We start from the raw sequence: 23565 nt of genomic DNA on the forward strand, positions 1-23565 counted from the left end.
TCCGGCTCCCCTTGCCTGCCGCTTCGTCACATTGCCGTGACGCCCTTAGCTCTTAGCAGGCTGATCGCTCTTGCGCGACTGGGTACCGAGACCGATCTGCTTGGCCAGCGACGAGCGGTGCTTGGCGTAGTTCGGCGCGACCATCGGGTAGTCGGGCGGCAGGCCCCACTTGTCGCGGTACTGGTCCGGCGTCATCCCATAGGAAGTCTGCAAATGCCGCTTGAGCATCTTGAGCTTCTTGCCGTCCTCCAGGCAGATCAGGTAGTCCGGCGTGATCGACTTCTTGACCGGCACGGCGGGCGCCTTCTTCTCGGCCTCGATGCGGGCCGGGACGGAGCCAAGCGAGGAAAGCGTGCGGTGGACTTCCACGATCAGACCGGAAAGATCGTTCACGGAGACCGGATTGTTCGACACATGAGCCGAGACGATTTCCGCGGTCAGCCCCAACAGATCGCCGACGGAAGAACTGTCTGACATAGCTTTTGTTCCTATCCACTAGAAGAGCGCCAGGGTCTACAGGGTTTGACCGCGGTTCCGCAAGACGGATCGGCGTGCAGGATCCGAGCATTGGGCCGATCCGTAACCGGAAGTGGGAATTATGACGGTGTTGCAACTGGTCGATGTTTCTACGGACACTTGCCCCATGACCTTCGTCCGGGCGCGGCTTCGGCTGGACCGGATGCTGGCGGGCGAAATCCTGGAAATCCGCTTCAAGGGCGACGAGCCGCGCCAGAACCTGCATCGAAGCCTGGCCGAGCAGGGACATGCCATCCTGCTCATGGAGTTCGAGGAGGATAAGACCGGAAGGCTGCTGGTCAGGAAAGGCGGCTGAATTCGCCGCTTCTTCCCGGTACTTGGCTCAGCCCGACAGGCAGCGCCGCATCGCCAGGGCATGGGAACCGGGCGCGTAGTAGTCCCGCCGCAGACCGATCCTGGCAAAGCCCGCGGCGGCGTAGAGACCGATGGCCGCCGCGTTCGCCTCGGCCACTTCGAGGAACATCGCCTTCGCCCCGGCGGCGGCCACCCTTGCGAGCGCGGCCCTCACCAGCGCCGCGCCGAGGCCGCCGCGCCGCGCCGCCGGCGCCACCGCGAGCGTCAGGATCTCCGCCTCGTCGAGCGTCTGGCGTGCGAGAATGAAGCCCGCCTCGCCGGCGCGCAGCGCGAAGGTGCCGTCCAGCGCCAGCAGGGCCGCAAGGGTTTCCGCATCCCAGGCCGAGCCGGGCGGAAAGCAGGTGGCATGGAGGGCCGCGAGCAGGGCGGCATCCTCCGGTCCGGCGCCGACCAGCTTCATGTCGTCGCGGGCGGCTCGACATAGGCGGGCTCGACCGCGCGCGGCGGCAGGCCGCCGGACAGACGGCGCCGGGCCACGGCGGCCAGGGCGAGCGCCCCGATCTGCCGCGCGTCGCCGAGCGCCACGGGCCAGCCCCGCGCGGCCATGCGCGCCGCCGCGCGGGGCGCGCCGTCGCCGACGAGCCGGATGAGCGCGTCAGGCCGCGGGAGATCTGCTTCGGCCACGGCCTCCGGCCCTCCCCGCGCCGCGCCTTCGGTGCCGAAGCGCTCCAGGAAGAGCTGGCCGCGGCGATTCTCCGTCACGGCCCAGGCCGGGACGCCAGGCCCGGGGCCACCCGGCTCGGCCGCCAGGGCTTCGCCCGTCGTCACCGCCACGAGAGGGATGCCGCGCGCCGCGGCGATGCCCTGGGCCAGGGCGATGGCGCTGCGCAGGCCGGTGAAGCTGCCGGGGCCTACGCCCACGGCGACGGCGTCCAGCGGGCCTTCCAGCACCGCCTCGGCCAGGGGCGGCAGGGCGGAAGCCTGCCCATGCGCCCCCTCCGCGACGCGCTCGGCGCGGAGCGTGCCGTCCTCCACCAGGGCGGCCAGACAGCGGGAAAGGGCGGCATCGAGGACGAGCAGGCGCATCCTTCCGCTTCGCACCGAACGCGGAGTCCCGGCAAGGGCGAGGAGCCGGCACCGCTAAGGGGCGAAGTCGTGGCCTCGCGCCCGCAGGAACCGCACCATCTCTAGGTTCGCGTCCCATCCGCCCGTGGAGGGGAAGGGCTTGGGTTGGTCGGGGGCCTCCTCGAGGGTGGCCATGTATCGGACGATGCTGCCCGTATAGGCGTGATAGCCGGGCCCGTGCGCGGTGAACCCATCCCACCAGCCGAGGACCTGCAGCGATGCGATGGCGATGGAGCCGGCCCGCAGGGCGGACCGCACCCCGCCGGCCGACAGCGCCGGAGCCCAGGGCAGGGCCAGCGAGGCCAGGACGGCCGGCATCGCATAGATCAGGTGCCAGTTTCCCAGATAGGAGCGCGACATCGCGACCGCCAGGACGGCCATCACGCTCGTGGCGAAGACGGCGATCGGGAAGGCGACGGACCGCAGGCCGCCGCCGGCATGGGCGCGCCACAGGGAGGCGACGAACAGGAGTCCCATCGCCGCGCCCAGGATCGAGCGGAGCTCGACGGTGAAGTCGGTCATCCCGATAGGCGAGCCCAGGACGACGGCGCCGAGCGCGGTGAACACATAGGCGATGTTGCGGGACAGCTGAAGGATGGCCGGGGGCCCGCCGCTGGCCCAGAGGGCCGCCGCGGCGAATTGCACGAGCAGGACCGCGGCGAGGGCCAGCTTCGTGCCCAGCGCCCGATCCGAGAGCCAGACGACGATCCCGGCGCCCGCAAAGGCGAAGGCGGCTCCGGCCGAGCTGAGACAGCCGAGCCAGATCAGGCCGAAGGCAAGTGCCAGGGACCAAGGCTCCGCCAGCCGTTTGGGCGTTCGGGACAGGACGGCGAGGCCGGCGACCGAGAAAGCCACCGATAGGGCCAGGGTGAATTGGAAGCCCCAAAGCAGCTGCATGTACTGCGCCGGTGCGACCGCGATCGCGGCAAAGAGCGCCGCCGCCCAACTCCGCGGGCCGGACGACCGCCAAAGATCGCCACAGATCAGGATCGCGATGAAAGCGCTGACGACGAGAGTCAAAGAGACGAAAATTCGGCTGTCATATCCCGAGATAAGGGCGAGCGGGTAATGTATCAGAATTGGCAGGACGATGGCATGATTGTAAATGCTCCAGCGAAAATAGCCGCTTGGTACACCATCGATTTTCATGGCATTGAAGATCAGCAGCCATTCGTCCGTCAATGGTTCTGGCCGAGCATAGAGAACGACGAAAATCATCGAGGCCGTGATCGCGGCAGCAAAGATGAAATAACATATTTTATTCAATGAAGTGACCTGTATTCGGTAGAATCCCGAGAAAAATCTTCGGATCGCATTCTGTCAATCCCAAAGGGCATGAATCGGTTCGAGCCGCCCTGGGCCACAGCTCCGTCAGGGCAATCTCCGCAGCCAGGCCCGCAGCGTTACCAGCGCGGTCGCCCAGCCGATGCCCGCCGCCACGAGCGGCAGGGCCGCAAGCGCTACCCAGGGCAGGTCCGCCGCCGTCGCCTGGCGCGCCAGCACCACCGGGATCGCCTGGTCGGCCAAGGCCCAGAGCGCCGGAACCGCCAGCGCCCCGCCGCCCGCCGCGCCCAGCGCGCAAAGCCGGGCCAGCCGCCGCGCGAAACGGCCGGCGATGTCGCTGTCCCGCGCGCCGAGTTCGTGCAGGATCAGGATGGTCTCGCGCCGCGCCGCGATGCCCGCGCGCGTCGCCACCGCCACCAGGGCCGCGCCGACGAGGGCGATCACCCCCAGCATCGCCACCGAGAGGGCCTGGAGCCCCTCGGCCAGGCGGAGGGCCTGCCGCACCGCGGCGCCCTGTGTCTCCAGCTGGGCCCCGGGAATGGCCTGCACGACATCCAGGAAAGCGCTCTGGTCGGCATCGGGCCGCAGCGTGAGGGCCACCATGCGCGGCAGCGGCAGGCCGGGAACTTCGCCGAGCCAGGGCGCGATGAGCTGGCGCAGACGCTCCTCGGGCACGAGCGTGGCCTCGAGCGTGCCCGGCAGGGCCGCGAGGCGCTCCACGAGCGGCCCCGCCTCCGTCTCGGGCGGGAGCTGCAGGAGGAGCTGGCCCGCCGCGCCCGCCTGCCACCGCTCGGCGAGCCGCCCGGCGCCCTGCGCGCCCGCAAGGCCGAGGGCCGCCAGCAAGGCCATGGCCCCGACCAGCGCCGGGAGCAGTCGGTCGGCGAGGGCCCGGCGCAGGCCGAGCGGATCCCGGCCCCTGAGATGGCGCAGCCGCGGGATCTCAGCCATGGTCGACCAGCCTCCCGGCTTCCAGCCGCAGTGCGGGGGCCGGGTACTCCACCGGCAGAGCCTCGCTGTGGGTCGCGACGATCACGGTGGTGCCGAGGCGGTGCATCTCACGCAGCAAGGTGATGACGCGGCGCGCCTGCGCCTCGTCGAGGTTGCCCGTGGGCTCGTCGGCCACCAGCAGGGCCGGGCGGGACACCACGGCGCGCGCCAGGGCCAGCCGCTGCTGCTCGCCCCCCGAGAGGGCCGCGGGCGCCGCATCCGCGCGGTCCAGCAGGCCCACCCAGCGCAGGATCTCGCGCACATCGGCGGTGAGGCGCGCTTCGGCGACACCCTGGATGCGCAGCGGCAGCGCGGCGTTCTCGAAGGCGGAAAGGTGCGGCAGCAGACGGTAGTCCTGGAAGACGACGCCGATTCGCCGGCGCAGGCCCGGAAAGCCGCGGCGCGGCAGGCGCGCGACATCGGCGCCGAGCACCTGGACCTCGCCCTCGGTGGCGCGCAGCGAGAGATGCATCAGCCGCAGCAGGCTGGACTTGCCGGCGCCCGAGGGGCCGAGCAGCCAGGTGAAGCTTCCAGGCTCCAGCATGAAATCCAGTCCGCTGAGGGCCCAGGCGCCGCGACCTTCCGGATAACGCAGCCCGACTCGGGAAAAACGCACCATGGCGGAAGTTTCGCCGCGGCGTTCATCATAAAGCAAACAGGTGGTTGCAGGATAGGCGCCGCCTTGGCACATCGAAGCCGGAATGGACATCGCCTGCCCCAACTGCGCCGCGACGTATCGGGTGCCGGACGCGCTGATCGACGGCGCGAACGCGCTCCGTTGCGTGGCCTGCGAGCGTGTCTGGGTGCCGGATCCGCCCCGGCCGGGCCAGGGGGGGATCGCCGGGGGTATTGCCGGGGAAACCCCCAGGGGAGCGTCCGAAGAGGCCACCGTCCCCAATGCCGGCGACGTCCCGCAGTCGCCGGCCGAACCGCCGCCGCTGCCCCAACCACCACTGCCCGAACCGCCGCCTCCTGTTCCCGTCGCCGCGCCGCGCGCCCCCACACCGCCGACCGGAACGACCCCCGCCGGTGCTGCGACGATGGGAACGGCCGGGGGGGTGCCGCCCGCCGGGGCGCCCGAGCCTCCTGCCCAGCCTCCCGGCATGCGTTCGGACGTCACGCTGTCCCTGACCGCCACCCGGGCCGGCCCGCCCGACCTGGCGCCGCGGCGCCTGCCGGAAGGATCGCGCCGCCGGCTGGCCCGGCCGGGACTCTCCCTGGCCTGGGCCCTCAGCCTGGCCATCGTCGCGGTCTTCGTGATGGCCCTGGTGATCTACCATGCCCAGATCTCGGCCGTCTGGCCGCCCTTTGCCCGGATCGCCGGGTGAGGACGGCGTCCCGAAACCCCTGGTCTTCAAAGCCCGGGAGCCCTTAATCTGACCCGTAATCTGCGGAAGCGTGATGTGAAGGGCGGTCTGCGCCCGGGCGCGTCGCAGAATCCATCGCTCCGGGCTTGCCACACGCCCCGCGCCGGCCTAGGTGCGCCCGGACGATATATGCCAATCAGCCCCGGCGGAATGCCGTGGCACCGAGCCGGCCCACCGGCAGCAGGAGACAGGTAAATGAGCGAGACCGCCGACAAGGTTAAGAAGATCGTGGTGGAGCATCTCGGCGTGGAAGAGTCCAAGGTGACGCCCGAGGCCTCGTTCATCGACGACCTCGGCGCGGACAGCCTCGACACCGTCGAACTGGTGATGGCCTTCGAGGAAGCCTTCGGCGTGGAGATCCCCGACGACGCGGCCGAGAAGATCCAGACCGTCAAGGACGCCATCGAGTTCATCGAGAAGCAGCAGGCCGCGGCCTGATCTCTCGTCTGGGATAGGGAACGTCACGTGTTCGCGCAGGGCTTCGCGCCGCGCCGCGTCGTGGTCACCGGCATGGGGATCGCGAGCCCGCTCGGGCTCGGGGTCGAGAATGTCTGGAACCGGCTCACGAACGGCGAAAGCGGCATCTCGGCCATCCAGGCCTTCGACACCAAGGATCTTCCGGCGCGCATCGCCGGCCAGGTGCCCGCAGGCGTGAAGGCCGACGGCAAGCTCGACCTGGCCGAGTGGATCCCCGTCAAGGACCAGAAGAAGATGGACCGCTTCATCCAGCTCGCGCTGGTGGCGGCCATCGAGGCGGTCGAGGATTCCGGCTGGATGCCGGAGGGCGAGGAGGACCGCTGCGCGACCGGCGTGATGATCGGCTCGGGCATCGGCGGGCTCCAGACCATCCAGGAGACCTCGGTGCTGGTCGCCGAGGGCCGCACGCGGCGCATCTCGCCCTTCTTCATCCCGGCCTCGCTGATCAACCTGGCCTCCGGCCATGTCTCGATCCGCTACGGCTTCAAGGGCCCGAACCACTCGGCCGTGACCGCCTGCGCCACGGGCGTGCACGCCATCGGTGACGCCTCGCGGCTCATCGCGCTCGGCGATGCCGACGTGATGGTGGCCGGCGGCGCCGAGGCCGCGGTCTGCGAGCTCGGCATCGGCGGCTTCTGCGCCTCCCGCGCCCTCTCCACCGGCTTCAACGACACGCCGGCCCAGGCCTCGCGGCCCTGGAGCAAGGACCGCGATGGCTTCGTCATGGGCGAGGGCGCCGGCGTCCTGGTCCTCGAGGAGCTGGAGCACGCCCGCGCCCGCGGCGCGAAGATCTACGGCGAGGTGATCGGCTACGGCATGTCCGGCGACGCCTATCACATCACCGCCCCGCCGGATGACGGCGACGGCGCCTTCCGCGCCATGAAGGCCGCCCTGCGCGACGCCGGCGTCACGCCGGACGAGGTGCAATACGTGAACGCCCACGGCACCTCGACCTTCGCGGACGACGTGGAGCTCGGCTCCGTGGAGCGGATCTTCGGCGATGCGGCCAAGGGCCTCGCCATGTCCTCCACGAAGTCGGCGATCGGGCACCTGCTCGGCGCGGCGGGCGCGGTGGAGGCGATCTTCTCCATCCTCGCGATCCGCGACAACGTCGCCCCGCCCACGCTGAACCTGGACGAGCCTTCGCGCGAAAGCCCGATCGACCGCGTGGCCAAGGTCGCGCAGGAGCGGAAGATCGACGTGGCGCTGTCCAACAGCTTCGGCTTCGGGGGCACCAATGCCTCCGTGGTGTTCCGGGGCGCGCCATAGCCCTGCCCATGGATGCGCCGGCCTCCGCAACCCTTCGGGCCGGCGCGGCTTTGATCTGACATGCTGAGAGTGCTGGCTACCCTCGGCGCCCTTCTCCTCCTGCTGGCGGCTGGCGCCGGCATCTGGGGATGGGGCGCCTATTCGCGGCCGGGTCCGCTCGCGTCTTCCGTCCAGGTGGTGATCCCGCGCGGAGGGACAGAGGCGATCGCCTCCACCCTGCGCGAGCGGGGCGTCATCGCCGATCCGAGGGTCTTCGCCGCCGCCGCCTGGCTCACGCGGGACGAGGGCCCGCTCCGCGCCGGCGAATTCGCCTTCGAGCCGCGTGTCGCCATGAGCGAAGTCCTGGCCATCCTGCGCGAGGGCCGGATGGTTCAGCACCGCGTCACCATCCCCGAGGGGCTGACGGCCCGGCAGATCACGGCCCTGCTCGAGCGCGCGGAAACCCTGACCGGGGAGGTGCCGGCCCTCCAGGAGGGCGCCCTCCTGCCCGAGACCTACACCCATACGCGCGGCGACACGCGCGGCTCCATCGTCCGTCGCGCCGCGGCCGCCATGGACCAGGCGCTGGCCGAGGCCTGGGCCGGCCGCGCGGCCGACCTGCCGCTGGCGAGCCCGCGCGAGGCGCTCGTGCTGGCCTCCATCGTCGAGGAGGAGACCGGCGTCGCGGCCGAGCGGCCGTTGGTGGCGGGCGTCTTCGTGAACCGCCTGCGGCGCGGGATGATGCTGCAATCCGACCCGACCGTGGCCTATGGCGTCTCGCAGGGCGTGCCGCTGGACCGGGCCCTGACGCGGGCCGACCTCGACACGATGCATCCGTACAACACCTATCGCATCCGCGGCCTGCCCCCGGGGCCGATCGCCTCGCCGGGCCGCGATGCGCTGCGCGCCGCGACGCGGCCCGAGGCGACGGACAACCTGTACTTCGTGGCGGATGGGTCGGGCGGTCACGCCTTCGCGCGCACGCTCGACGAGCACAACCGCAACGTGGCCCGCTGGCGCGAGATGGGGCGGCCGACGCCGCCGCCCTCCTCGCAGGGACGCGCCGCGCCATGACCACGGAGCTCGCCGTGCTGGCCTGGGGCTGTGTCCTGGCGCTGGCGCATGTCTTCGCGGCGGTGATCGCGAAGACCATGCAGTACGGGCCGAAATGGAACATGGGCGCGCGCGACGAGGCCCTGGCCCCGCCGACCCCGCTGGTCGGGCGCCTGGCCAGGGCGCAGGCGAACTTCTTCGAGACCTTCCCCGTGATGGCCGCCGCCATCCTGGTCGTCCATGCCGCGGGGCTCGCCAATACCTGGACGGGCTGGGGCGCGGTCCTCTGGCTCGGCGCCCGCGCGGCCTATCTGCCCATCTATGCCCTGGGCATCGCCGGGCTGCGCACCCTCGTCTTCCTGGTCAGCCTCGCCGGCCTGCTCCTGGTGCTCTCGCCCGCCCTGTTCTGAGCCTTCGACCCGGCAATTTGTACGGCAGACGTGACAATGCCGGCGCGTCATGCTGCCCTCTGCCCAATCCGTGGTCAGGCATGGCGCCGCGCCTCCTGATTCCGGCCCGCCGGGCGGTTGCCGGCCCACCGAAAACACGCAGGAATCCCACCATGTCCCGCAAGCAGATCGCGCCCCGGAAAATGGCCCTGGCCACCCTGGTCCAGCCCAATGGCAACCACCTCGCCGCCTGGCTCGCCCCCGAGGCGCAGCCGGATGCCGGCACGGACATCGCCTGGTGGCAGCGCATGGCGCAGATCGCCGAGGCCGGGAAGTTCGACCTCTTCTTCATCGCGGACACGCCGACCGTCCGCACCGACAATATGAGGATCTGGAGCCACGCGCCCACCTTCATGAACCAGCTGGAGCCGCTGACCATGCTCTCCGCCGTCGCGGGCGCGACGCGCCGGATCGGCCTGGGCGCGACGGCCTCCACCAGCTTCAACGAGCCCTACAACGTCGCGCGCTACTTCGCGTCCCTCGACCATATCTCGGGGGGGCGCGCGGCCTGGAACGTCGTGACCTCGGCCAACGACTATGCCGCGAAGAACTACGGCCATGCGAAGCTCGCGCCGCATGCCCAGCGCTACGAGCGCGCGCACGAGTTCGTCGAGGTGGTGAAGAAGCTCTGGGACTGCTGGGAGCCGGACGCCTTCATCTACGACCGCGAGCAGAAGCTCACCTTCGATCCCGCGAAGTTCCATCTCGTCGCGCATGAGGGGAAGCACTTCCGCGTGGAGGGCGGCCTCAACATCGCGCCCGCGCCGCAGGGCCATCCGGTCATCATCCAGGCCGGCGCCTCGGACACCGGCCGCGAGCTGGCCGCCGAGACGGCGGAGGTCGTCTTCGGCACCTCGGCCACGATCGGCGGCGCCGTGGAGTTCTACAAGGATCTGAAAGGCCGCATGGCGAAGTACGGCCGCCATCCGGACGAGCTGAAGATCCTGGGCGGTATCACCGTCGTCGTCGGCGACACGCAGGAGGAGGCCGAGGCCCGCAACCGCGAATACATGGAGCTGCTGCATCCCGCGGTGGGCGTGATGCGCGTCTGCCAGGACCTGGAGACGGACCTCTCCGACCTGCCCCTGGACGAGCCCGTGCCCGAGGACCGCATCCCGGCCACCAGCAACCACCACCAGGCCTATTTCAACGAGATCGTGGGCCTGATCCGCGAGGGGCTGACGCTGCGGCAGGTCGCCATGCGCTACAACCGCAGCAAGGCCACCTTCTGCGGCTCGCCGGCCCAGGTCGCGGACGTGATGCAGGAATGGATGGAGGCCGGCGCCTGCGACGGCTTCATGGTGACCTTCCCGGTCATGCCGACCTGCCTCCAGGACTTCGTGGACAAGGTGGTGCCCGAGCTGCAGCGGCGCGGGATGTTCCGCGAGGACTATTCCGGCCCGACGCTGCGCGACCACCTCGGCCTGTCCCGCCCCGTCAACCAGCACCTCGCCGCGCGCCCGGCGAAAGCCCAAGCCGCCGAATAGGAATCCGCATGACGCTTCTCACCCGCCGGGCCGCCCTTGCCGCCTCGGCCCTCGCGCTGCCCTCGGCCGCCCGCGCCCAAGGGGGCAACTGGCCGAACCGGCCCGTGCGCATCGTCATCGCCTTCGCGGCCGGCGGCTCGATGGACGCGATCGGCCGCTCGATGGCCCGGCATATGGAGCGGGAGTTCGGTCAGCCCTTCGTCGTCGACAACCGCAGCGGCGCGGGCGGGCGGATCGGCACGACCTCGGTCGCCCGTTCGCCGGGCGACGGCTACACCCTCCTGCTCACCAGCAGCGCCGCGCATGGCGTGGCGCCGGGCCTCTATTCCGACCTGCAGTACCACCCGATGAACGACTTCACCCATATCGGGCTCGTCTGCACCGGGCCGATGTTCCTGCTCGCCAATGTCGACGCGCCCTATCGTGACCTGGCGGGGCTGGTGGCAACGGTGAAGGCGCGCGGCACGCCGGCGAATTTCGGGTCGGGCGGCATCGGCAGCCTGGGTCATCTGAGCGGCGAGATGGCCGGCCGCATCCTCGGCATCCCGATGCAGCACATTTCCTATCGCGGCTCGGCTCCGGCGCAGACCGATCTCATCGCCGGCCAGCTCGAGCTGATCTCCGACAACATGTCCTCGCACGGCGCGCAGGTGAATTCGGGCCGGATGCGCGCGCTCGCCGTCGCGTCGCGCGCGCGCATGCCGGAATTCCCCGGCGTGCCGACCTGGGCGGAGCAGGGCTATCCGCAGATGGTGGCCAATGCCTGGTATGCCCTCACCGGCAGCGCCGGCATCCCGGCCGGGATCGCGGCGAAGCTCAACGCCAGCCTCGCCGGCTGGCTGGCCACGACCGAGGCGAAGGACCTGCTCCGCGGCATGGCGATGAACCCGGAGGGGCGGATGTCGCCGGCCGAGTTCACGGCCTTCGTCGACAGCGAGGTGAAGCGCTGGGCCGAGGTCGCGCGCAGCGCCAATATCCGCGTGGAGTCGTAAACCGGCGACCACGCCCCGAGCTCAACTCGCCGAGGCGAGCTCCATCCCGCGCGGCTCGGGCGCCGCCTGCATGGCCCGCGCCGCGCGGTGCTCGCGGGCGGCGCGCAGCAGGACGTCGGAGGGCGCCTCCTCGGTCGGCACGGTCAGCAGGCCACGCGCCCGCAGCCAGGCGGCGAGCCGGGTGCTGGCCGTCCAGGCGATCAGCCATGGGGCCGCCAGCAGCCCGACCAGCACGGGCGCCATCCAGGCGGCGAGCAGCGGGTTGATCGCCACGGCCAGGGCCGTCAGCACCACGCCCAGCGCCAGATGCGCGCGCGCCAGCCGCAGCGCCGCGCGGAAGGTGATGGCCTCGCCCTCCCGGCGCTGCGCGCTCCAGCCGCCGTCGCGGCCGAGCAGGATGCCCGCCACCTGCTGCGCCTGGGTCAGCATGGTCACCGGCGAGAGCAGCGAGGAGACGAGGATCTCCAGCACGCCGCTGGCCAGGACGCGGATCCCGCCCCTGCCGCGCCGCGCGACGACAAGGGCGATCAGGGCCATGAACTTCGGCGCGAGCAGCAGCAGGAAGGTTCCCGCGAAGACCCAGAGGGCGCGCTCGGGATCGACCACCGGCCATTGCGGAAACAGCGCATGCGACTTCGGGAAGTATTCGGGCCGGATGAAGCGCGCCTGGAGCGAGACCGCGAGGCCGAGGACGAGGAAGCCCAGCCAGAACGGCGCGCTGAGATAGGCGGCGATGCCCGTCGCCATGTGCAGCCGGCTGAGCGGATGCAGCCCCGCCGTGCCGATCACCGCCGCGTGCTGGAGATTGCCCTGGCACCAGCGCCGGTCGCGCACGGCGAGGTCGGGCAGCGTGGGCGGCCCCTGCTCGTAGCTGCCGCCGGTGAGCGGGGCGAGGTGGATGGCCCAGCCGGCGCGCCGCATGAGCGCCGCCTCGACGAAGTCGTGGCTCAGGATATCGCCGCCGAAGGGCTTGCGGCCCGGCAGCCGCGGCAGGCCCGCCGCGCTCGCGAAGGCGCGCGTGCGGATCATGGCGTTGTGGCCCCAGTAGTTGCTGTCGGCGCCGGACCACCAGGCGAGGCCCTGCGCGATCAGCGGCCCATAGACCTGGCCGGCGAATTGCTGGAGCCGGGCGAAGAGAGTCTCGCCGCCATGCAGCAGCGGCAGCGTCTGGATGAGGCCGACATCGTCATGGCGCTCCATGGCCGCCGAGAGCGTGACGATCGTGCCGGCCTCCATCAGGCTGTCGGCGTCGAGGATGAGGAACTGCTCGTAGGCACCGCCGAAGCGCCGCACCCATTCCTCGATATTGCCCGCCTTGCGGCCCTTGTTATCCGTCCGGTGCCGGTAGAAGACCGCGGGGCCCGCCGCCTGGCCGAAGGCCATGGCCGCCTCGGCCTCCGCGTCGCGGATGGCGGGGTCGGTGGTGTCGCTCAGCACGAAGATGTCGAAATGCCCGGATGCGCCCGCAGCCTCGAAGGAGGCGCGCATGGCGGCGAGCGTGGCGCGCCAATGCGCTACGCTCTCGTTGTAGACGGGCATGAGCAGCGCGGTGCGCGAGCGCAGCCGCGGCACCGGCGCCCGCAGGCCGAGCGGATCGGAGGCGAGGGCCATCGAGACCAGCCCCGCCAGCGCGCTGGTGAAGGCCAGGGCGATCCAGACGAAGAGCATCGCGAAGATGGCCGTCATCACCACGCCCATCACGCTCCAGCGCGACAGGCCGAGCACCAGCGACATCTCCGCCGTCGCGATTCCGGTGAGGGCGAGCGCGCTGCCGACGACCAGCAGCCGTCGCAGCCACATCAGGGGCGGCGCCGAAGGGCGCCGGGTCACCCCTGGCCGGGGCGCGCGGGAAAGATCCTGCGCCGGCATCGCCATGGGCCATTCCGGCGGCAGGAGCTCGAAGCCGGGCAGCGCCCGGCTCAGCCCGTCCATCGGAAGGCCCAGCTCTCGGAAACGGCCGCCTGGTTCCGCGTGAGGCGCGCGCGCAGCTCGACGACGCGCGCGCTGCCGGGGTTGAGCTCGAAGGCGAGGCGCAGGCCGCCGGTCTCGCGATTGGGCTGCAGCACCACGTTCTGCACCGTGCCCGCGCTGTTCTCCACGGCGACTTCGGGCATGGCGTCGCCTGGTCCCGCGAGGAGAGGGTCCGTGTCGAGCACGAAGAGCTTCGCGCGGCTGTCGCCCACGGCGCCAATGCGCGTCGCGGTGAAGCGCGCGAGCCGGCGGTCCGCCGGCTCCTCCGCGGACCAGTGCAGCCGGTAGCGCAGCTCGATGGGCGTGTTCGCCTTGAGCGCCGCCGAGGGCGCCCAGAGGGCGGCGATGTTGTCGTGGATCTCGCTCTGCGTCGGGATCTCCACCAGCCGCACCTCGCCGGCGCCCCAATCCTGCAGGGGCTCGGTCCAGAGGCTCGGCCGGCGGTGATACTCGGCGCCGAGATCCTGGTAGTCGGCGAAGGCGCGGGCGCGCTGCACGAGGCCGAAGCCGCGCGGCGTGGCATCCTGGAAGCCGCTGACCTGGAGGTCGCGCGGATTGGCGAGCGGCCGCCAGATCTGCTCGCCGCGGCCGTTGCGGATCATCAACCCGTCGGAATCATGCACCGCGGGGCGATAGTCGCTCACGCCGTCCCGGTCCTGCGGGCCGAAGAAGAACATGCTGGTCGCCGGCGCCACGCCGATCCCCGCCACGTCCTGCCGCGGGAAGAGCGTGGCTTGCACCTCGGTCGTGGTGGTGTCGCCGGGCGTCACCGTGATGCGATAGGCGCCGGCCAGGCTCGGGCTTTCCAGCAGGGCGTGGATCACGGCCGCCGTGTCGCCGGGCTTGGGCTTCTCCAGCCAGAAGGCGGTGAAGGCGGGGAACTCCTCGCCCTGCGGATCGGCGGTGCGGATGGACAGAGCGCGTGCGGAGAGCCCGTAGACGTTGCCTCGCCCCAGCGCGCGGAAGTAGCTGGCGCCCAGGAAGGAGCAGAGCTCGTCGAAATGGTCGGGCCGGTTCAGCGGCGACAGGAGCCGGAAGCCCGCGAAGCCGATATCCTCGTCCTCGCCCAGCGCCTGCACGTCCTCGTAGCGGAACTGCGCGGCGCGGAAGCGGATGGGCGTGGCCTGGCCCTCGGTGACCTCGAAGAGGTCCACACGGTCCTTGAACAGGAAGCCGCGATGATGCGGCTGCATGCGGAAAGGCGAGGCCGGGTCGGACCACCAGGCCTGCGCCGCGTCGAAGCGGATCTTCCGGTAGCCGTCATAGTCCAGCCGGTCCAGCTGGCGCGGCAGCGCGGCCTGGCGCCGGCGATAAGGCTGCGATGCGATGGTCCTCGCCAGTTCCGGCACGGTATTGGCGTCGAAGGCCACCGGCCCGCGCTGCTCGGCGGGAAGGCTCTGCGTGGTGCCGCCCGTGTTTCCGAACAGGGCGGGAGCTCCCGCCACGGCGCCGATGAGAAGGCCGCGTCGCTGCATGGGCGATCCCTTCAGGCTCGGTGGATCGTGGAGGATGCCGACTCGGCGAATTTCGCCACGGGGCGGGGACGCTGCAGGATCGACTCCGTGTTCGCGACGGTGGACATGGGAAGGTTCCTGAAACGCAGCCGGCCGGGACCACGCGAGCCCTTGGGTTCGACGCGATACCCGGCCGTGCCGGTGAATGATGATCCCGCCGCGATCAACGCGGCGGGCGGAAGGCGGTTGCCGTCAGGCCGGCATCTGGCTGCGGTCCACCATGGTGGTGAACCAGCTGCCGTCCTCGCCGCGGTACATGACCCACCAGGGCTCGCCCCTGCGCTTCGGCACCATGGCGTATTGCGCGAAGATCGTGCCGTTCGGCGTGTGGAGCTTCATCGGCCTTGCGAAAGCGAGCATCTTCGAACTCCCCGGATGGTCTCTCGGCGAGTCAACGCGGCCCGTCCATGCGGGTTGCCGATGATGGGAAGTTCACGATCACGCAGGCCCCCCCGTCCGGAACGTTCTCCAGCCGGAATGAGCCCCCGAGCCGCTGCGCGAAGCCGTCCATGATGGTCGTGCCCAGCCGCGGCCGATCCTGGGTCGCGCCGCTGAGGCCATGCCCGTCGTCGCGTACCGTCAGGCACAGCTCCCCGCCCAGATGCCGCAGCGCGATGGCGAGCCTTCCGGCCGGCCGGCCCGCGAAGCCATGCTTCACGCTGTTCATCACCGCCTCGGCGACGATCATGGCGACCAGCGTGGCCGGGTTGTGGCCCAGGGGCGGCGCCTGGACCAAGACCTGGACGGCGATGTCGTCGCGGCCCACCGAGCGCAGCAGGTCGAGCGTCAGCGCGTCCAGCGCCTCCGCGAGCTGCTCCCCGCCAAGCTCGGGATCGTGCAGGCGCCGATGCACCGTAGCGACGCCGTGCAGCCGCTGCACCGCCTCGGCCAGCGCGGCCTCGGCATCCGCCATATCCGTGATCCGTGCCGACTGGATGGAGAGGATCGAGGCGAGCGACTGGATGCTGTTGGCCACGCGGTGCTGCAGCTCGTGATAGAGATGCCGCTCATGGGCGAGCAGCTTCTCGATATCCTGCCGCGCCGTCACGAGCTGCGCGGCGGCGGCGTGCAGGATCTCGATCAGGCCGATCTGGCCGCCGGCGACCAGGACGAAGAGCCCGAGCGCGATTGCGCCCTGCGGCCAGGCGAGCTCGAAGGAGTGGTAGGGCGGCAGGAAGAAGTACCAGGCCGCGACCGCCGAGGCCGCCAGTACCGCCGCCGCCGGCCGCCAGCCGGCGAAGACCGCGGTCACGAAGATCGCCAGGAAGAAGGTGGCGAAGGGCACACCCTCGATGCCCAGGAGCCAGCGCAGGCCGAAGGCCGCCCCGAAGGCCGCGGCGCCGAGCGCCAGGCCTCCCGCCAGCCCTCGGCGAGGGCCGGCCAGTTTCGTGATGAGGGGCATGGAGGCGGCGGTGGTCCCGGCTTGGCGGCTCACGCAAGCTGCCCCATGCTGGCAACGCCATCCATAACACAGGATAGGGCCCCTCCCTGGAACCCAAACTGCCCTGCAAGGCATGCCCGCTCAGGCCGCTGCCGGACTTCAAGCCTATCTCGGTGGAGCAGCTTCGATGGGTGGAGGGCCGCAAGCTCGGCCAGCTCCGGGTCGAGCCGGGACAGCCCATCGTCGCGGAGGGCCTTCAGGACGACCGTCTTTATACGGTCCTCGAAGGCTGGGCGATCCGCTCCAAGTCCCTGCCGGACGGGCGCCGCCAGATTCTCAACGTCCTCCTGCCGGGCGACCTCCTCGGCCTGCAGGGCGAGCTGATGGGGGCCGCCCAACACGGTGTGGAGGCGGTGACCCGCGTGAACCTCTGCGCCTTTCGCCGCGATACGTTCCTGGCCCTCGCACAGGCCGACCCCTCGCTGGGGCTCGACATCGCCTGGCTCTCGGCTTTGAGCGAGCGCTTCTCGGACGACATCCTGCTCAGCGTGGGCCGCCGCACGGCGATGGAACGGGTGGCCATGCTGCTGGTGCACCTGCACCGCCGCGCCGCATCGGCCGGGCTCGCGGAGAACGGCACGATCGCCTTCCCCCTGACCCAACCCCATATCGCCGACGCGCTCGGCCTCTCGACGGTGCACATCAACCGCGTGCTGCAGGCGCTGCGGCGACAGGGCCTGATCCGGCTGGCGGAGGGACGGCTCGCCATCGGCGACCTGCGGGCGCTGCGGCGCGTCGCGGCGTATTGGGAGCAGCCGGCGCCGCAGCGCCCGCTGCTCTGAGCCTCGAAGCCGCCAGGCCCGGCGCCGCCGCGGGGTTCAGGCCTGCGGCTGAAGCGCGGGGACGGGGTCGCCCACGCCGCCGGTCATCGCCGCCTCCACCTCGGCGAGCAGCCCGGGCAAGGTCGGGAGCGGGGTGATCCCGGGACGCCGATGGAGCCCGCCGGCCGCCTCGTCCGTCGGCGCGAAGATCAGCACCTGGTCCGAGAGCTGCCGCGCCGATGCGAGGGCGCGGTCGAGCCGCCGGGGTGGCGCGTCCGTCGCGGCCACCAGCACGACCAGCGTGGGATCGGAGGCCTCGGCGGGCGTGAGGGTCGCAAGCTGCCCCACCTCCTGGAGCGCCACCACCACGGCCGCCGCGGCGGCACGGTCCAGCGCGCCCGCGACCGGCAGGACCAGGATGTCCGCCGGTCCGTCGATCCCGTGGGACACCGCTTCCATCACCCGGGTCAGCGCGCGCGAGGCGCGGATGGCCAGCGCCGGGCCGAAGGCCTCGTTCGGGCGGTCGGTGGAGATCTGCGCGATGGCGGGCATCACCATCTGGTCCAACGCCGATTCCACGCCGATCCGCCCGGCCTCGGTGCCGAGCAGCGCGGCCGCGTTCAGCGCATCGTCCGCCAGCAGGCGCTGGTAGAATCGGGCCGGCGCGGGCAGGGGCGGCGTATCGCCGAGCAGCACGTCGAGGAAGGCGAGCGTCCGCACGTGCCGGCCGAGGATCACCAGGCAGGCCGTGATCGCCGGCGCCAGGATCAGCCCGAGCGGCCCCCACATCACCGCCCAGAAGGCCGAGGCGAGCAGCAGCGCCAGCGGCGTGATGCCCATGCTGCTGCCGTAGAGCCAGGGCTCCAGCACATAGGTCACCGTCACGTCCACGAACGCGAAAAGCGCGATCACCAGCAGCACGGTGGCCCAGCCCTCGGTGGTGGCGAAGGCGACGATGAGCGGGAAGAGCATGGAGAGCGGCGCGCCGAGGAAAGGCACGAAGCGCAGCGCGAAGCCGAGCGCGCCCCAGAGCGGCGCATTTGGCACGCCGAGCAGCCACAGGCCGATGCCCATCGACAGCCCGAAGATGCCGTTGACCATGGCCTGCATCAGCAGGAAGCGACCGACGCGCGCGGTGGCATCGGCCATGGCGCCCGTGGTGCGATGCATCTCATGCAGGCCGGCGAGGCGCAGCACCCGGTCGCGCACGTCCTCGCGCTGGATGAGGATGAAGGCCATCAGCAGCAGCGTGATGGCGAAGGTCGCGACCGGCGCGATGATGACCACCGCGAGGCCGAAGAGCGTGGAAAGCGGCCCCTGGTCCGAAGCCGCGACCGCCACGGTCTGGGTCGGAGTCGCCTGCGCCGGCGCCAGCACCTCGCCCAGGCGCTTCGCGAGCCGCATCACGCCATCGATCGGGCCGGAGCCGTCCTGGCTGATGGATTGCAGCTTCTCGCGCAGCACGTTTTCGTAGTTGGGAAGCTCGGCCGCCAGCGCCATGGCCTGGGTCAGCACGACGTAGACGAGCCCCCCGACGATGGCCAGGAAGAGCGCCATGACCAGCAGCACGGCCGCGACGCGGGGAAAGCTGCGGCGCTCGAGCCAGCTCACGGCCGGCATCGCCGCGATGGTCAGCAGCAAGGCCAGCGCGAGCGGCGCGAAGACCTCCCGGCCCAGGTAGAGCGCGGCGATCACGGCGGCGAAGATGAGCAGGCGCGACGGCCAGTCACGTGAGACGGGCGCTGGCGGGCGGAAAGGGGCCATGGGAAGATCCTGTTGCGGAGATGCAACGCGAAGTGCCCCTCCGCGTTGCCGGACCGATCGAGACAGGAGTCCGCGTCGCGCATCCTCCGTCCGTCCGCCGGCGCAGACCTCGCGCCCGGCAGCGGGAAACGGATTGTCCCTGCCGCGACTCGGGATACCTTCGCGCAGTCGCGCCACTTCCAACGTCGAAAGGACAGGACCATGGCCTACCCCGAGACCCCTTCCGAGGTTCCCCCCCACATGGCGGACACCCACGCCGAGATCGCCGCGCTCCGCGCCAAGATCGAGACGCTGATGAACGATCGCGTGACGCCTGCCGTCGCCCGCGCCGCCGACAGGGCCGAGGCCGTCGCACACCAGGCCACCGACACCATCCGCGACCAGACCGAGCGGCTGAGCGGCGCCATCCGCGAGAAGCCGCTCACCGCCGTCGGCCTCGCCGCGCTGGCGGGCTACGTCTTCGCCGTCATGTGCCGCCGCTGATGCGCAGCCTTCGCCTGCTCGGCGTCGCCGCGGAGGCGGAGGCGCTGCGCCTGAAGCGCGAGGCCGGGGCCTTCGCGCGCTCCACGATCCTGCAGGTCGCGGCCGGCCTGTTCGGGCTCGTGGCGCTGGGCCTGCTGCATGCCGCCGCCTGGATCTGGCTGGAACAGGGCCAGGGGCCGCTCTGGGCCACGCTATGGCTGGCGCTCGCCGACCTCGTGGTCATGGGGGCGCTGCTGCTGCTGTCCCGCCGCCGCTACGACCCGGTGGCCCATGAGGCGCTGATGCTGCGGCGCCAGTCGCTGGCGCAGCTTCGCGCGGTCTCGCCGATGGACGAGGCGCTGAGCCTGGTCCGCTGGCGCTGGGCCGCGGAGATGGGCGGGCTGGTGATGGAGCAGTTCCTGAAGCGGCGCCGCTGAGCCTTCAGGAGGAGAGCGGCGAGCCTCGCAACCCGGGCCGGAACCGCGGGTTCTACCGGCAACCTTCACCCCCCGAGAAGGAACGCCGAGATGGACCGCCACCACGAACCGCACAAGCCGCTGCTGTGGATGATCCTGGTCGCCGGCCTCATGGCCGCGCCGGTCTTCGCGCTCGCGCAAAGCCCCTCGCCTCCCGGCACCGTGCCGAGCCCCAGCGCCTCGCCTGCGATTCCGGATACCGCGCCCGCCCGCAGCCCGACCGGCGTGCCGGCCGCCATCGCCCCGCAGGTGGGAGCACCCTCAAACCCCCCGGCATCGGCGGCGCCCGGCGCGATGCTGACGCGGGGCGCGGCGCTGCTCAGCCAGCCCCGTATCAGCAGGCTCCTCGGGAGCCGGATCTACAACGACCGCAACCAGGCGATCGGTGAGGTGGAGGAGGTTCTGCTCGCGCCGCCCGTCACGCCGGCGGCGCCCTCGTCCCTCGGCCCCGTCGCCATCGTCCAGCTCGGCGGCTTCCTGGGCATGGGCGGGCGGCTCGTCTCCGTGCCGCTGGGCGACCTGCGCTGGAGCGCCGAGCGTGGGCGCATCACCATGCCGGGCGCCACGCAACAGGCGTTGCGCGCCCGCCCGGCCTTCGACTACGGAATGTTGCTCGACCCGTGAACGCGACGCCGCTGACCCTGAATTCCCTGCACGACGCTCCCCCCGCCAAGCGTCAGGCCGCCGCCAAGGCGCTGGATGCGGTGAAGGAGGCCGAGGTCGCGGCCGCGCCGCAGGGGAACTATTGGGCGCAGGCATGGTCGGTCGCCACGTCGGACCAGATCTCGCTGGTCGCGGCGGGCTGCGCCTTCTATGCCATGCTCGCTTTGTTTCCGGCGATCTCGCTGTGCATCGCCTTCTACGGCGTCTGGTTCAACCTCGACACGATCGAGCCGCAGCTCGCGGTGCTCTACCGGCTGTTGCCGGAGGACAGCTACGAGCTCATCGCCCAGCGCGTGCACCAGCTCGTCTCCGGGCCGAAGCAGGCGCTGGGATGGGGCGTGGTCATCAGCAGCCTGATCGCGCTGTGGTCGGCCTCCTCGGGTGTCCGGTCGCTCCTGGGCGCGCTCAACCTCGCGCATGGGCAGCACGAGCAGCGGCATTGGGCCGCCTTCTATGCGACGGCCATCGTCATCACGCTCTGCGCCATCCTGGCGGTCACGATCGGGCTGGCCTTCCTGGTCGCGCTGCCGACCATCCTCACCATCCTGAAGTTTCCTTTCCGCGATGCGCTGCTGCTGCGCGCGGCCTCCATGGGCGTGCTGGTCTGCGCGGTCTTCCTGGCCATCGCCACGCTCTATCGCTTCGGCCCGGCGCGGCGGCCGAAATACTACCGGGTCTTCTCGGTGGGAGCGCTGACGGCCACCCTGCTCTGGCTGGTCGCCTCGCTGGCCTTCTCGCTCTACGTCAGCCACTTCGCGAGCTATGACGCGACCTATGGGCCGCTCGGCGCCGCCATCGCGCTGCTCACCTGGCTCTATGTGAGCGTCTATCTGATCCTGCTGGGCGCGGAGCTGGATGCCGCCATCGCGCGGATCCGGGACGGCGAGGGGCGCCCTGCGAAGAGTTGAAGAAGAACCGGCGGACGCGCGCGGCCTCTCCCTCAGATCACGTTCGACACATAGAGCAGGATGATGATCGGGACGGGAATTCCCAGGAACCAGAACAGCACGGCGCGCACGGGGATTCTCCGACTGCATTGTTCGCCGCCGTCAGAACCCGCACCGTTTCGATCGGTTGCGAAGCTGCAACCCTGCGGCAGTCCGAACGTTGGGGATTCGCCGCCGAGATGACGGCGCAACCTGATCCTTTCGGAAGGAAATTTCATGCATATCGCCCGTCTCCTGCCCGCCGGCCTGCTGCTCCTCGGCGTCGCCGCCTGCACGGACCCGAATGACGGCCGCCGCGGCAACCCGCCCGGCACCGCCGCGGAGCGCGCCCTCGACCGCAGTGCGGGCACGAACACCTCGGGCGCCTATCCGCGCCAGTCGGACGGCACGCCCGGGAACCCGCCCGGCACCGCGGCCGAGCGCGCCCTGGACCGCGCCGCCGGCACCAACACCTCCGGCGCCTATCCCTCGCAGTCGGACGGCACGCGCAACAACCCCCGCGGCACGGCGGCGGGCCGCGCGCTCGGCACCACGACGCGATGATCCCCAGGGGCGCGTGACGCCGCGTCCCATCCTGATGGGCGCGGCCGCTTCCCCGGAAGCGGCCGCGCCCTTTGCATGTTCGGAGGGCCGCGTGGCCGGATCATGAAGGCTGCTCTCGTCGTCAACGACCGTGCCGGCTCGCTCTCCGGACTCGTGGCGCCGCGCGCATCGCTGGAGGCCGCGCTGCGCGACGCCGGCTTCGATCTCGTCGCGATGGCGACCGACGCGACGCTGCAGGACCAATGGGCGGCCGTCGCGGCCAGCCCCGCCGAGATCGTCTTCGTGGCCGGCGGCGACGGCACGCTGCGCGACGGCGCCGAACGCCTGATCGGCACGGAGCGCATCTTCGCGCCGCTGCCGGGCGGCACCATGAACCGGGTCTGCGCGCGGCTCGGCCTTTCCGACGATCCGGTGCGCGCGGCGCGCGACTACCGCCCCGGCCCCTCGGTCGCCCTCGATGTCGCGACGGCCAATGGCCAGGTCTTCCTCTACCAAAGCGTGGTGGGCGCACCGACGCGGCTCATGCGCTTCCGCGAGATGCAGCGGGGCGGCGGCACGCGCGGCTGGCTGCCGCTGGCCCGCGCCCTGCTGCGCGAATTGTTCCGGCCGAGCTCGCGCGGCCTCTCGATCAGGCTCGGCGCCGGCCGCCGCGCGCGCGGCCACGCGGCCGTCGTCACCATGCCGGAGCCGGGCCGCCCGGCCGGCCTCGCGCTTGCGCTGGCCCGCCCGCGCGGGCCGCGCGGACGCATCCGCCAGGCCTGGCGCTGGTTCCGCGGCCGGCTGTCCGAGGATCCCGACGTGGCCGCGCGCGAGGGCGACCGCCTCGCCGTGCATGGCAGCGCGCCCTGGCTGCGCCTCAGCCTCGACGGGGAGACGCGCATCTCGCCCTCGCCGGTGCGGTTCCGCCTGCACCGCGGCGCGCTGCGCGTGCTCGCACCGCCGCGTGCCGCCTGATGCCGCGCATCGCCCATCTCTCGGACCTACATTTCGGCGAGGCGTCGCAGGCGCTCGTGGAAAGCCTCGCGGCGGATGTCATCATGGCGCAGCCGGATGCGGTGGCCGTCAGCGGCGACCTCACCCGCCGCGCCTCGCGCGACGAATTCGCCCGGGCCTACGCCTTCCTCGAGATGCTGGGGGCGCCGCTGCTGGTGCTGCCGGGCAATCACGACATCCCGCACGGCAACCTCGTCGGACGCTTCATGCATCCCAAGCGCCGCTGGCAGCGCGCGCGTCCGGAGGATTCGGCCGACCAGCTGTCACTGGACGGCACGCGGCTGATCGGCCTCGACACGGTGAGCCGCGCGCAATGGCATCTCGACTGGTCCGCCGGCGGCATCACGCTGGAGCGCCGCGTCCGGCTGGCGGCGGAGCTGGAGGCGGCGCGCGGCCTGGACGTGATCGTGGTGTGCCATCATCCCCTGCGCCACGGCGCCTGGGCCACCGCCCGCCGTGCGCCGCGCGAGGCCGGGGCGACGATCGAGCTGCTGCGCGCCCAGGGCGTGAAGGCGGTGCTCTGCGGCCACCTGCACCAGGCGGAGATGGCGCGGCTGAATCCCGAGGGGCCGCTGCAGGTCATCGCGCCCAGCGCCTTCTCGCCGCGCGGCCTGAACGCACCGAACGGGTGGAACCTGGTCGCCGTCGAGAAGGGGGAGCTGCGCGTGGAGACCCGCGAGTTCCTCTCCGGCGGCTGGCGCGGCCGGGAGCTGCTCCCGGCCGGCTGACG

Annotated in this window: 28 protein-coding genes and 1 pseudogene; 17 read left to right on the forward strand and 12 right to left on the reverse strand. The window is 71.5% G+C overall.

Annotated elements, in window-relative coordinates; genetic code table 11:
• Nucleotides 1-45: 45 nt before the first annotated feature.
• Nucleotides 46-477 carry a MucR family transcriptional regulator gene (locus EJV46_RS21380; RefSeq protein WP_131550764.1) on the reverse strand — a complete coding sequence of 144 codons (432 nt, stop codon included), beginning with the start codon at nucleotides 475-477 and terminating at the stop codon, nucleotides 46-48.
• 121 nt (nucleotides 478-598) lie between these two features.
• Here EJV46_RS21380 and EJV46_RS21385 point away from each other — a divergent pair, with 121 nt between their 5' ends.
• Nucleotides 599-832: a sulfurtransferase TusA family protein gene (locus EJV46_RS21385; protein WP_131550765.1), complete on the forward strand. Its 234-nt coding sequence runs from the start codon at nucleotides 599-601 to the stop codon at nucleotides 830-832.
• A gap of 27 nt (nucleotides 833-859) precedes the next feature.
• On the opposite strand, the gene EJV46_RS21390 is transcribed toward EJV46_RS21385, so the two are convergent.
• The 5 genes from EJV46_RS21390 to EJV46_RS21410 form a co-directional block, all read right to left on the reverse strand.
• Nucleotides 860-1291 (reverse strand): GNAT family N-acetyltransferase, encoded by a 432-nt coding sequence (locus EJV46_RS21390; protein ID WP_131550766.1) that lies wholly within the window; start codon nucleotides 1289-1291, stop codon nucleotides 860-862.
• Entirely contained in the window at nucleotides 1288-1917 is a 630-nt protein-coding gene (gene tsaB / locus EJV46_RS21395; protein ID WP_131550767.1) for a tRNA (adenosine(37)-N6)-threonylcarbamoyltransferase complex dimerization subunit type 1 TsaB, read from the reverse strand. Before tsaB ends, EJV46_RS21390 begins: the two co-directional genes overlap by 4 nt.
• A 54-nt stretch (nucleotides 1918-1971) precedes the next feature.
• On the reverse strand, nucleotides 1972-3138 hold the full coding sequence (locus EJV46_RS21400) for a hypothetical protein (protein WP_131550768.1): 1167 nt from the start codon (nucleotides 3136-3138) through the stop codon (nucleotides 1972-1974).
• Nucleotides 3139-3327: 189 nt separating this feature from the next.
• Nucleotides 3328-4188 carry an ABC transporter permease gene (locus EJV46_RS21405; RefSeq protein ID WP_131550769.1) on the reverse strand — a complete coding sequence of 287 codons (861 nt, stop codon included), beginning with the start codon at nucleotides 4186-4188 and terminating at the stop codon, nucleotides 3328-3330.
• On the reverse strand, nucleotides 4181-4846 hold the full coding sequence (locus tag EJV46_RS21410) for a cell division ATP-binding protein FtsE (RefSeq protein ID WP_131550770.1): 666 nt from the start codon (nucleotides 4844-4846) through the stop codon (nucleotides 4181-4183). The genes EJV46_RS21405 and EJV46_RS21410 overlap by 8 nt, the downstream gene beginning before the upstream one ends.
• An 82-nt stretch (nucleotides 4847-4928) precedes the next feature.
• On the opposite strand from EJV46_RS21410, the pseudogene EJV46_RS23555 reads away from it, so the two are divergent.
• The 8 genes and pseudogenes from EJV46_RS23555 to EJV46_RS21445 all read left to right on the forward strand — a co-directional run.
• A pseudogene (locus tag EJV46_RS23555) lies at nucleotides 4929-5021 on the forward strand (zinc-ribbon domain-containing protein); the annotation flags it as partial.
• A gap of 309 nt (nucleotides 5022-5330) precedes the next feature.
• Nucleotides 5331-5555 (forward strand): hypothetical protein, encoded by a 225-nt coding sequence (locus EJV46_RS23365; protein WP_240782692.1) that lies wholly within the window; start codon nucleotides 5331-5333, stop codon nucleotides 5553-5555.
• Between the two features lie 234 nt (nucleotides 5556-5789).
• Nucleotides 5790-6032 (forward strand): acyl carrier protein, encoded by a 243-nt coding sequence (locus EJV46_RS21420; RefSeq protein ID WP_131550772.1) that lies wholly within the window; start codon nucleotides 5790-5792, stop codon nucleotides 6030-6032.
• A gap of 27 nt (nucleotides 6033-6059) precedes the next feature.
• Nucleotides 6060-7340 carry a beta-ketoacyl-ACP synthase II gene (gene fabF, locus EJV46_RS21425; protein ID WP_255466129.1) on the forward strand — a complete coding sequence of 427 codons (1281 nt, stop codon included), beginning with the start codon at nucleotides 6060-6062 and terminating at the stop codon, nucleotides 7338-7340.
• A gap of 60 nt (nucleotides 7341-7400) precedes the next feature.
• Nucleotides 7401-8393 carry an endolytic transglycosylase MltG gene (mltG, locus tag EJV46_RS21430; RefSeq protein ID WP_131550773.1) on the forward strand — a complete coding sequence of 331 codons (993 nt, stop codon included), beginning with the start codon at nucleotides 7401-7403 and terminating at the stop codon, nucleotides 8391-8393.
• Nucleotides 8390-8782, forward strand: coding sequence for an MAPEG family protein (locus EJV46_RS21435; protein ID WP_131550774.1), 393 nt, complete (start codon nucleotides 8390-8392; stop codon nucleotides 8780-8782). The genes mltG and EJV46_RS21435 overlap by 4 nt, the downstream gene beginning before the upstream one ends.
• Nucleotides 8783-8934: 152 nt before the next feature.
• Nucleotides 8935-10308 (forward strand): LLM class flavin-dependent oxidoreductase, encoded by a 1374-nt coding sequence (locus tag EJV46_RS21440; protein WP_131550775.1) that lies wholly within the window; start codon nucleotides 8935-8937, stop codon nucleotides 10306-10308.
• Between the two features lie 8 nt (nucleotides 10309-10316).
• Nucleotides 10317-11300, forward strand: a complete 984-nt coding sequence (locus tag EJV46_RS21445; RefSeq protein WP_131550776.1) for a tripartite tricarboxylate transporter substrate binding protein — start codon at nucleotides 10317-10319, stop codon at nucleotides 11298-11300.
• A 21-nt stretch (nucleotides 11301-11321) separates the two neighbouring features.
• On the opposite strand, the gene mdoH is transcribed toward EJV46_RS21445, so the two are convergent.
• The 4 genes from mdoH to EJV46_RS21460 all read right to left on the reverse strand — a co-directional run bounded on the left by mdoH (nucleotide 11322) and on the right by EJV46_RS21460 (nucleotide 16220).
• Nucleotides 11322-13232, reverse strand: a complete 1911-nt coding sequence (mdoH, locus tag EJV46_RS21450) for a glucans biosynthesis glucosyltransferase MdoH (protein ID WP_131550777.1) — start codon at nucleotides 13230-13232, stop codon at nucleotides 11322-11324.
• A complete protein-coding gene (locus EJV46_RS21455; protein WP_131550778.1) occupies nucleotides 13220-14746 on the reverse strand; it encodes a glucan biosynthesis protein in 1527 nt (508 codons plus the stop codon). The genes mdoH and EJV46_RS21455 overlap by 13 nt, the downstream gene beginning before the upstream one ends.
• A gap of 231 nt (nucleotides 14747-14977) precedes the next feature.
• A complete protein-coding gene (locus tag EJV46_RS22975) occupies nucleotides 14978-15145 on the reverse strand; it encodes a hypothetical protein (RefSeq protein ID WP_165585663.1) in 168 nt (55 codons plus the stop codon).
• A 31-nt stretch (nucleotides 15146-15176) separates the two neighbouring features.
• On the reverse strand, nucleotides 15177-16220 hold the full coding sequence (locus tag EJV46_RS21460; RefSeq protein ID WP_165585664.1) for a sensor histidine kinase: 1044 nt from the start codon (nucleotides 16218-16220) through the stop codon (nucleotides 15177-15179).
• Nucleotides 16221-16339: 119 nt separating this feature from the next.
• Between EJV46_RS21460 and EJV46_RS21465 the strand changes: the two genes are divergently transcribed.
• Nucleotides 16340-17008, forward strand: coding sequence for a Crp/Fnr family transcriptional regulator (locus tag EJV46_RS21465; RefSeq protein WP_206020896.1), 669 nt, complete (start codon nucleotides 16340-16342; stop codon nucleotides 17006-17008).
• A 36-nt stretch (nucleotides 17009-17044) separates the two neighbouring features.
• Here EJV46_RS21465 and EJV46_RS21470 read toward each other — a convergent pair whose 3' ends face one another.
• Entirely contained in the window at nucleotides 17045-18751 is a 1707-nt protein-coding gene (locus EJV46_RS21470) for an AI-2E family transporter (RefSeq protein WP_131550781.1), read from the reverse strand.
• A gap of 201 nt (nucleotides 18752-18952) precedes the next feature.
• Between EJV46_RS21470 and EJV46_RS21475 the strand changes: the two genes are divergently transcribed.
• The 4 genes from EJV46_RS21475 to EJV46_RS21490 all read left to right on the forward strand — a co-directional run bounded on the left by EJV46_RS21475 (nucleotide 18953) and on the right by EJV46_RS21490 (nucleotide 21260).
• Nucleotides 18953-19234 (forward strand): hypothetical protein, encoded by a 282-nt coding sequence (locus EJV46_RS21475; RefSeq protein ID WP_165585665.1) that lies wholly within the window; start codon nucleotides 18953-18955, stop codon nucleotides 19232-19234.
• Nucleotides 19234-19650: a phage holin family protein gene (locus EJV46_RS21480; protein WP_131550783.1), complete on the forward strand. Its 417-nt coding sequence runs from the start codon at nucleotides 19234-19236 to the stop codon at nucleotides 19648-19650. The genes EJV46_RS21475 and EJV46_RS21480 overlap by 1 nt, the downstream gene beginning before the upstream one ends.
• 90 nt (nucleotides 19651-19740) lie before the next feature.
• Nucleotides 19741-20313 carry a PRC-barrel domain-containing protein gene (locus EJV46_RS21485; protein WP_131550784.1) on the forward strand — a complete coding sequence of 191 codons (573 nt, stop codon included), beginning with the start codon at nucleotides 19741-19743 and terminating at the stop codon, nucleotides 20311-20313.
• Entirely contained in the window at nucleotides 20310-21260 is a 951-nt protein-coding gene (locus EJV46_RS21490) for a YihY/virulence factor BrkB family protein (protein WP_165585666.1), read from the forward strand. The genes EJV46_RS21485 and EJV46_RS21490 overlap by 4 nt, the downstream gene beginning before the upstream one ends.
• A 32-nt stretch (nucleotides 21261-21292) precedes the next feature.
• Here the strand turns inward: EJV46_RS21490 and EJV46_RS21495 are convergent, their stop codons facing one another.
• Entirely contained in the window at nucleotides 21293-21517 is a 225-nt protein-coding gene (locus EJV46_RS21495; protein WP_131550786.1) for a hypothetical protein, read from the reverse strand.
• Between EJV46_RS21495 and EJV46_RS21500 the strand changes: the two genes are divergently transcribed.
• From EJV46_RS21500 to EJV46_RS21510, 3 genes are all read left to right on the forward strand, one after another.
• Nucleotides 21516-21842, forward strand: a complete 327-nt coding sequence (locus tag EJV46_RS21500) for a hypothetical protein (RefSeq protein WP_131550787.1) — start codon at nucleotides 21516-21518, stop codon at nucleotides 21840-21842. The two genes, EJV46_RS21495 and EJV46_RS21500, sit on opposite strands and share 2 nt — an antisense overlap.
• 102 nt (nucleotides 21843-21944) lie before the next feature.
• Nucleotides 21945-22796: a diacylglycerol kinase family protein gene (locus tag EJV46_RS21505; protein ID WP_165585667.1), complete on the forward strand. Its 852-nt coding sequence runs from the start codon at nucleotides 21945-21947 to the stop codon at nucleotides 22794-22796.
• Nucleotides 22796-23563: a metallophosphoesterase gene (locus EJV46_RS21510; protein ID WP_131550789.1), complete on the forward strand. Its 768-nt coding sequence runs from the start codon at nucleotides 22796-22798 to the stop codon at nucleotides 23561-23563. The genes EJV46_RS21505 and EJV46_RS21510 overlap by 1 nt, the downstream gene beginning before the upstream one ends.
• The last annotated feature ends 2 nt before the right edge of the window (nucleotides 23564-23565 follow it).

Origin of the sequence: Roseococcus sp. SYP-B2431 (assembly GCF_004336745.1) — a bacterium.
In the GTDB taxonomy this organism is placed as follows: Bacteria; Pseudomonadota; Alphaproteobacteria; order Acetobacterales; family Acetobacteraceae; genus Roseococcus.

Excerpts from the sequence above, each read along its gene's own strand:
- EJV46_RS21380 (WP_131550764.1), bottom strand. The coding sequence starts at position 477 with ATGTCAGACAGTTCTTCCGTCGGCGATCTGTTGGGGCTGACCGCGGAA.
- EJV46_RS21385 (WP_131550765.1), top strand. The coding sequence starts at position 599 with ATGACGGTGTTGCAACTGGTCGATGTTTCTACGGACACTTGCCCCATG.
- EJV46_RS21390 (WP_131550766.1), bottom strand. The coding sequence starts at position 1,291 with ATGAAGCTGGTCGGCGCCGGACCGGAGGATGCCGCCCTGCTCGCGGCC.
- tsaB (WP_131550767.1), bottom strand. The coding sequence starts at position 1,917 with ATGCGCCTGCTCGTCCTCGATGCCGCCCTTTCCCGCTGTCTGGCCGCC.
- EJV46_RS21405 (WP_131550769.1), bottom strand. The coding sequence starts at position 4,188 with ATGGCTGAGATCCCGCGGCTGCGCCATCTCAGGGGCCGGGATCCGCTC.
- EJV46_RS21410 (WP_131550770.1), bottom strand. The coding sequence starts at position 4,846 with ATGGTGCGTTTTTCCCGAGTCGGGCTGCGTTATCCGGAAGGTCGCGGC.
- EJV46_RS23365 (WP_240782692.1), top strand. The coding sequence starts at position 5,331 with ATGCGTTCGGACGTCACGCTGTCCCTGACCGCCACCCGGGCCGGCCCG.
- EJV46_RS21420 (WP_131550772.1), top strand. The coding sequence starts at position 5,790 with ATGAGCGAGACCGCCGACAAGGTTAAGAAGATCGTGGTGGAGCATCTC.
- mltG (WP_131550773.1), top strand. The coding sequence starts at position 7,401 with ATGCTGAGAGTGCTGGCTACCCTCGGCGCCCTTCTCCTCCTGCTGGCG.
- EJV46_RS21435 (WP_131550774.1), top strand. The coding sequence starts at position 8,390 with ATGACCACGGAGCTCGCCGTGCTGGCCTGGGGCTGTGTCCTGGCGCTG.
- EJV46_RS21440 (WP_131550775.1), top strand. The coding sequence starts at position 8,935 with ATGTCCCGCAAGCAGATCGCGCCCCGGAAAATGGCCCTGGCCACCCTG.
- EJV46_RS21445 (WP_131550776.1), top strand. The coding sequence starts at position 10,317 with ATGACGCTTCTCACCCGCCGGGCCGCCCTTGCCGCCTCGGCCCTCGCG.
- mdoH (WP_131550777.1), bottom strand. The coding sequence starts at position 13,232 with ATGGACGGGCTGAGCCGGGCGCTGCCCGGCTTCGAGCTCCTGCCGCCG.
- EJV46_RS21455 (WP_131550778.1), bottom strand. The coding sequence starts at position 14,746 with ATGCAGCGACGCGGCCTTCTCATCGGCGCCGTGGCGGGAGCTCCCGCC.
- EJV46_RS22975 (WP_165585663.1), bottom strand. The coding sequence starts at position 15,145 with ATGCTCGCTTTCGCAAGGCCGATGAAGCTCCACACGCCGAACGGCACG.
- EJV46_RS21470 (WP_131550781.1), bottom strand. The coding sequence starts at position 18,751 with ATGGCCCCTTTCCGCCCGCCAGCGCCCGTCTCACGTGACTGGCCGTCG.
- EJV46_RS21475 (WP_165585665.1), top strand. The coding sequence starts at position 18,953 with ATGGCCTACCCCGAGACCCCTTCCGAGGTTCCCCCCCACATGGCGGAC.
- EJV46_RS21480 (WP_131550783.1), top strand. The coding sequence starts at position 19,234 with ATGCGCAGCCTTCGCCTGCTCGGCGTCGCCGCGGAGGCGGAGGCGCTG.
- EJV46_RS21485 (WP_131550784.1), top strand. The coding sequence starts at position 19,741 with ATGGACCGCCACCACGAACCGCACAAGCCGCTGCTGTGGATGATCCTG.
- EJV46_RS21500 (WP_131550787.1), top strand. The coding sequence starts at position 21,516 with ATGCATATCGCCCGTCTCCTGCCCGCCGGCCTGCTGCTCCTCGGCGTC.
- EJV46_RS21495 (WP_131550786.1), bottom strand. The coding sequence starts at position 21,517 with ATGAAATTTCCTTCCGAAAGGATCAGGTTGCGCCGTCATCTCGGCGGC.
- EJV46_RS21505 (WP_165585667.1), top strand. The coding sequence starts at position 21,945 with ATGAAGGCTGCTCTCGTCGTCAACGACCGTGCCGGCTCGCTCTCCGGA.
- EJV46_RS21510 (WP_131550789.1), top strand. The coding sequence starts at position 22,796 with ATGCCGCGCATCGCCCATCTCTCGGACCTACATTTCGGCGAGGCGTCG.